General features: G+C 62.6%; 6 protein-coding genes. All 6 read right to left on the bottom strand.

Annotated elements, in window-relative coordinates; all coding sequences use genetic code 11:
* Nucleotides 1-77: 77 nt before the first annotated feature.
* Nucleotides 78-1271, bottom strand: coding sequence for a D-amino acid dehydrogenase (locus ACK1VC_RS10605; RefSeq protein ID WP_060519374.1), 1194 nt, complete (start codon nucleotides 1269-1271; stop codon nucleotides 78-80).
* Nucleotides 1272-1315: 44 nt separating this feature from the next.
* Complete coding sequence (locus tag ACK1VC_RS10600) at nucleotides 1316-1978, bottom strand: histidine phosphatase family protein (RefSeq protein WP_191086843.1); 663 nt, start codon at nucleotides 1976-1978, stop codon at nucleotides 1316-1318.
* Between the two features lie 207 nt (nucleotides 1979-2185).
* Nucleotides 2186-2524 (bottom strand): FKBP-type peptidyl-prolyl cis-trans isomerase, encoded by a 339-nt coding sequence (locus tag ACK1VC_RS10595; RefSeq protein ID WP_016488389.1) that lies wholly within the window; start codon nucleotides 2522-2524, stop codon nucleotides 2186-2188.
* A gap of 82 nt (nucleotides 2525-2606) precedes the next feature.
* The gene (locus ACK1VC_RS10590; RefSeq protein WP_016488390.1) at nucleotides 2607-3014 is read right to left on the bottom strand and encodes a GFA family protein; all 408 of its coding nucleotides are present in this window, start codon (nucleotides 3012-3014) and stop codon (nucleotides 2607-2609) included.
* A 193-nt stretch (nucleotides 3015-3207) separates the two neighbouring features.
* Entirely contained in the window at nucleotides 3208-3996 is a 789-nt protein-coding gene (locus ACK1VC_RS10585; RefSeq protein ID WP_095116897.1) for a PhzF family phenazine biosynthesis protein, read from the bottom strand.
* 51 nt (nucleotides 3997-4047) lie between these two features.
* The gene (locus ACK1VC_RS10580; protein WP_023047692.1) at nucleotides 4048-4986 is read right to left on the bottom strand and encodes a 2-hydroxyacid dehydrogenase; all 939 of its coding nucleotides are present in this window, start codon (nucleotides 4984-4986) and stop codon (nucleotides 4048-4050) included.
* Nucleotides 4987-5178: the final 192 nt, after the last annotated feature.

Genomic DNA, 5178 nt, shown 5'->3' with positions numbered 1-5178 from the left:
CCCACAGGGACCTCACTGTTCTCAAATATTGTGCAGCACCTGTGGGAGCGGGCAAGCCCGCGAAGAGGCCGGTACTATCAACCCATCATCTCGACCAAGCGCTGCGCACTGCCACAGGCCAGCGTAAACCCCAACGCCCCATGCCCCAGGTTCAGCCACAGGTTGCGATACACCGTCCCCCCTATGATCGGCACCCCGGTCGGTGTCGCCGGTCGCATGCCCGCCCACTCCACCGCCTGCCCATAATCCGCAGCCATCGGTAATGTCTCCAGCGCCAGCCGTCGCATGCTCTGCAACCTGCGCTTTTCCACCGATTCGTCGAACCCGACAATGTCCACCATCGCCGCTACCCGCAGCTGCTGCCCCAGGCGGGCATAGACGATCTTGCGTTCATAGTCGGTAAGGCTCACTTCCGGTGCCCGATGCCCAGTGCTGATCGGTGCCGTCAGGCTGTAGCCCTTCAGCGGGTAGACCGGTATCTGCACCCCCGGTAATGCCAAGCTTGGGCCACGATGCCCGGCACACAGCACCAACTGTTCCACGTCCAGTTGCTCGTTGCCCAGTTGCAGCGCTACGACCTGGTCCTGGCGCCGTACCAGCTGCGTCACTGGCCGCCCAAGCAGGAAACGGCATTGCCCCGAAGCGCGCAACAGTGCCTCCAGGCGCTGGCAGAACAAGTGGCAATCGCCCACCTCTTCATCCGCTGTGAACACGCCACCCACAAACGGTGCGCCCTCCAGGGCGGGTTCCAGCGCGCGCAACTCGGCTGCTGCCAGCACCCGCTGGCTGGCCGGGTCCGTCAACTGAGCCCGGCCATGGGCAAAGGCCCGCTCGCTGCGAAAAGCCACCAGCTTGCCATTGCGCCGCCAGTTGAAATCACCCAGGTTCTGGTCCTCGCGCCATTGCGCCAGCACGGCCTGGCTGCGCAGCGCCAGCTCCAGCAGCTGCTCGGCATTTCGGCGATTGACGCTGCGCCGGCAAGCCAGGGTGAATGCCAACAACCAGCGCCACTGCGCCGGGTCCAGGCGCAAGCGCAGGCGCAGCGGCGACTCGCCCTGCAATAGCCAACCCAATGCCTGCCACGGCACCCCGGCATCAGCCAGCGGCGCCACATACCGATAGGACAATTGCCCGCCATTGGCGAAGCTGGTAGCCGACGCCAAGCTGTCGCGGGCCTCGATCAAATCAACCGACCGCCCTTCACGAACAAGCGCGTAAGCCGTCGCCAGGCCAACCACCCCGCCCCCGATTACCGTTACCCGCTGCTTCATCGCGCTTCCCTGTGGTGGCTTCCTGGCCAAACAGTACCAGCGGATCAGGTCGGGCAGCTATGCGCACCGTCATTCAGGCCCTGGCGCACGTTGCGGCTGAGCAGGCTAGCCTTGCCGTCGTGCCAGGTCAGGGTCAGTACATAGAGGGTGTCGAAGTCATCGCCGTTCCAGTCCTGGGTGATCACCCGCTCTTCACCCAAGGCCTTGCCGGCCACCGTGTTGATCAGTTCAGGCAGGTAGCCGTGGGACCAGGCGGTGTAGATGGTCGCGTTGCGGTATTTGTCGCTCAGTAATTCATCGGCCAGTTCATCGGTATCGTTGGCGCCGTAGTCGATATTCACCGGCAAGCCGAGGCGGATGGCGCTAGGGGTGATGGTCATCAGCGGGCGGATGTAGCTGTAGGTTTCGTCCTTGCTGCCTTCCTCGACCTGCCGCGAAGGGTTGGCGGCAAACACGTAGTCGGCATTACCGAAGCGCTCTGGCAGCAAGGTTGCCAGGTCCAGTGCGCGATTGAGGCCCTGGCAGTTCAACTGGCCAAGCCCCTCACCCGGCTTCTCCGCATGGCGCAGGAACACCAGGGTCTGTGTGCCATCCACCGGTTGAGCCCGGCTGTCGACAGCCTCCAGCGCCAGCGGTACGCCGACGACCGTGAGTGCCAGGCTCAGTACCAGATGGCGACGACGGCGGAAGAATGTGGGCAACTTCATCAAGGCAGGCTCGTGTGGCAGAGAAAATCGGGTTGACCCGCCACATCGCCCCATCGGTTGCAGGGCGCCCTTGCAGTAAATGCCATCCTTGGCAACGAGTGAGCGTCAGAGTGCCCTGAACCCGTTTGGTTCCTCCCTGGAGGTGGATGCCGTTCCCTAGGCAAGCCTAGATTAGGGGATGGGTGTTGCTAAATTATGTCCGGTGCTTCAATCATCCCGCGTCAGCACTTCCAGCAATTCGATCTCAAAGGTCAGGTCCGAGCCAGGCGGTATCGCCCCCACGCTGCGTTCGCCATAGCCCAAGTGTGCTGGAACCTGCAGTTTGCGCTTGCCGCCAACGCGCATCCCCATCAGGCCCTGATCCCAACCTTTGATCACTCGACCGGTACCAATAACGCACTGGAACGGCTTGCCGCGTGACCAGGACGAGTCGAACTCGCTGCCATCAGCCAGCCAGCCGGTGTACTGGGTGGTGATCAGGGCGCCCTTGACGGCGGCTTTGCCTTCACCCTCGACCAGGTCGATGATCTGCAGTTCTTGGCTCACAGGCACACTCCAACGCTGAAAAACAAAGCCGCCCTTTTCTCAGGAATGCACGGGTTTGGCAAGAAGGATCGACAGGCCACTTTTAACTGCTCTGCTCAAACACTTCTTGACCGGTCAGCTCTTTGGTCTGGTTGGCAAAGCAGTACCAGGCGGGCTTCTGCTCGACAAAAATCTGCAGATCGAAATCCCACTCCTGATCCCCATCCAGCAGGCCGACCGGCACCGCATGGAAGTCATTGGACTTCAGCCGGTAATACAGGTGCGTGCCGCATTGGCCGCAAAACCCTCGCTGCGCCCAGTCGGACGAATCGTAGACATTGGGGGTACGCCCTTCGATGACCGGCGGCTGGCTGCAATGCACCACCAGCAACGGGCCGCCGGTCCACTTGCGGCACATGCTGCAATGGCAGGCGCTGATATGGGTGTTGTCGACGGTGACCTTGAGCGTGGTGGCGCCGCACAGGCAGGTGCCTTGTTTTTCCAGGGCCATGGCTGGCTCCTTGAGCGGAAGATGGGCCAGCAATTATAGATGCCAGCTGCAACGCGGTCGGTGTAGGAGCGGCCTTGTGTCGCGATCGGGCTGCAAAGCAGCCCCTTGGGTGATGCATCTACGCGAAAGCCGAGGGGCGCGCGTTGCGCCGCTCGCGACACAAGGCCGCGCCTACAAAGGATCGCGTGAAGCGTCAGATGTACACAGTGCCGCGCAGGTACAACGCCGCCCGCCCGCTGATGATCACCCGGCCATTGCCCGGTACTTCGCACCGCAGCTGCCCTTTACGTGCACCGCCCTGCTCGCAGCTGAGCACCTGCTTGCCCAGGCGCTCAGCCCACACCGGCGCCAGCGAGGTGTGTGCCGAGCCGGTGACCGGGTCTTCATTCACGCCGACCCGCGGGCCGAACCAGCGGGTGACAAAATCAAAGCCACGCCCTGCAGCCGTCACGGCAATGCCGCGCACGTCGAAGGCCGAAAGTGCCACAAAGTCGGGCTTTAACGTATCGAGCAACAGGGCGTCATCAATCACGACGACGTAGTCATCGCTACGGTACACCGCCTGTGCCTGGCTCAGGCCCAGCGCTTGCAACAGGCCCGCCGGGGTTTCCACGATGCCCGGTTGTTTGGCCGGGAAATCCATGGCCAGCAACCCGTCAGCGCCACGGCTGACACGCAATTCGCCACTGCGGGTATTGAAACGCAGCACCTGCGCCTGCTCACCCAGTTGCTCGAACAGCACATAGGCCGACGCGAGAGTCGCGTGGCCGCATAGGTCAACTTCAACGGTCGGGGTGAACCAGCGCAGGTCAAAGGTTTCGCCGTTGCGCACGAAATAGGCCGTTTCCGACAAGTTGTTTTCTTCGGCGATGCGCTGCAGCACATCGTCCGGCAGCCAGGCCTCAAGCGGGATCACCGCCGCCGGGTTGCCACCGAACGGTTCAGCGGAAAAGGCATCGACCTGGAAGATTTCGAGTTGCATGCACACACTCCTTGTTGCCCGGGCCTTGCCAGGCAGATGTCTGAAAAGGGGTTACGGGCGTACCGGGGTCAATACTGGCTCGCCGGCAAAGAAGGCCTGCAGGTTGCGCAGCACCAGGGTCACGGTATCACGCGCAGCCTCCGGTGACTGGCCGGCAACGTGGGGCGTGAGCACGGTATTGGCCAAAGCCTTGAGGCCTTGGGGTACTGCCGGTTCGTCGTCGAACACGTCCAGCGCGGCGCCCGCCAGCTGACCCTGCTGCAATGCGGTAATCAGAGCCTGCGTGTCGACCACGCTGGCCCGGGCAATATTCACCAGATAGCCATTTGCGCCCAGCGCCTGCAGTACCTGAGCATCGACCAGGTGCTGGGTATTGGCGCCACCGGGAGTGGCCACGACCAGGATGTCGACAGCAGCGGCCAGGTGCAGCGGGCTGTCGTACCAGGTGTAAGGTACATCTTCGCGCGGCGTGCGGCTGTGATAGCTGATGGACATGTCGAAGCCCAGATTGGCGCGCTTGGCAATGGCCTGGCCCACCGCCCCGAGGCCAAGAATACCCAGGCGTTTGCCGCTCACCGAGGGGCTGATCACCCGGTTCCATTCACCGCGCCGGGTGCTGGCATCAGCACGGGGAATGTCGCGCAGTAGTGCCAGCAACAGGGCCAGGGTGTGGTCGGCGACTGCGCTGGCATTGGCACCAGCGCCATTGGTTACGGTGATGCCGCGGGCGGCGGCGGCAACCAGGTCGACTTGCTCGTAGCCGGCGCCGATCACGCAGATGATCTGCAACTTGGGCAATGCGTCGATTTCGGCGGCAGTCAGCCCCAGCGGGCCGCGAGTGAGCACGGCATCGATTTCACTGGCGTGGCGCTGAATGGCCTCGGCGCGCAGTTGCGGTGAGGGGGCACGGATAAGGCGGTAACCGGCCTGCTCCAGCATGGGCAGGTAATCGTCGACGGTTTCTACCAGTACCAGGACTGTCTTGCGCATGCCACCTCCGGGTCAATTCGAGGCGTCATTATGCGGAGTCACCAGCCAGTACAGTCAATTGAAATAACAAGGCAAAACTGTACTGTGCCGCTCCGCTGTAGCCGTTGCTCTTGCTCTTGCTCTTGCTCTTGCTCTTGCTCTTGCTCTTGCTCTTGCTCTTGCTCTTGCTCTTGCTCTTGCTCTTGATCTTGC

The organism is Pseudomonas sp. XP2, assembly GCF_053557975.1.
Note: the sequence above shows the minus strand (reverse complement) of the source record. Positions and strands in the feature narration are given on the sequence as shown.

What these genes read in the sequence shown, in the direction of transcription:
- ACK1VC_RS10605 (WP_060519374.1), bottom strand. Translation starts at nt 1,271, where the DNA reads ATGAAGCAGCGGGTAACGGTAATCGGGGGCGGGGTGGTTGGCCTGGCG.
- ACK1VC_RS10580 (WP_023047692.1), bottom strand. Translation starts at nt 4,986, where the DNA reads ATGCGCAAGACAGTCCTGGTACTGGTAGAAACCGTCGACGATTACCTG.
- ACK1VC_RS10600 (WP_191086843.1), bottom strand. Translation starts at nt 1,978, where the DNA reads ATGAAGTTGCCCACATTCTTCCGCCGTCGTCGCCATCTGGTACTGAGC.
- ACK1VC_RS10585 (WP_095116897.1), bottom strand. Translation starts at nt 3,996, where the DNA reads ATGCAACTCGAAATCTTCCAGGTCGATGCCTTTTCCGCTGAACCGTTC.
- ACK1VC_RS10590 (WP_016488390.1), bottom strand. Translation starts at nt 3,014, where the DNA reads ATGGCCCTGGAAAAACAAGGCACCTGCCTGTGCGGCGCCACCACGCTC.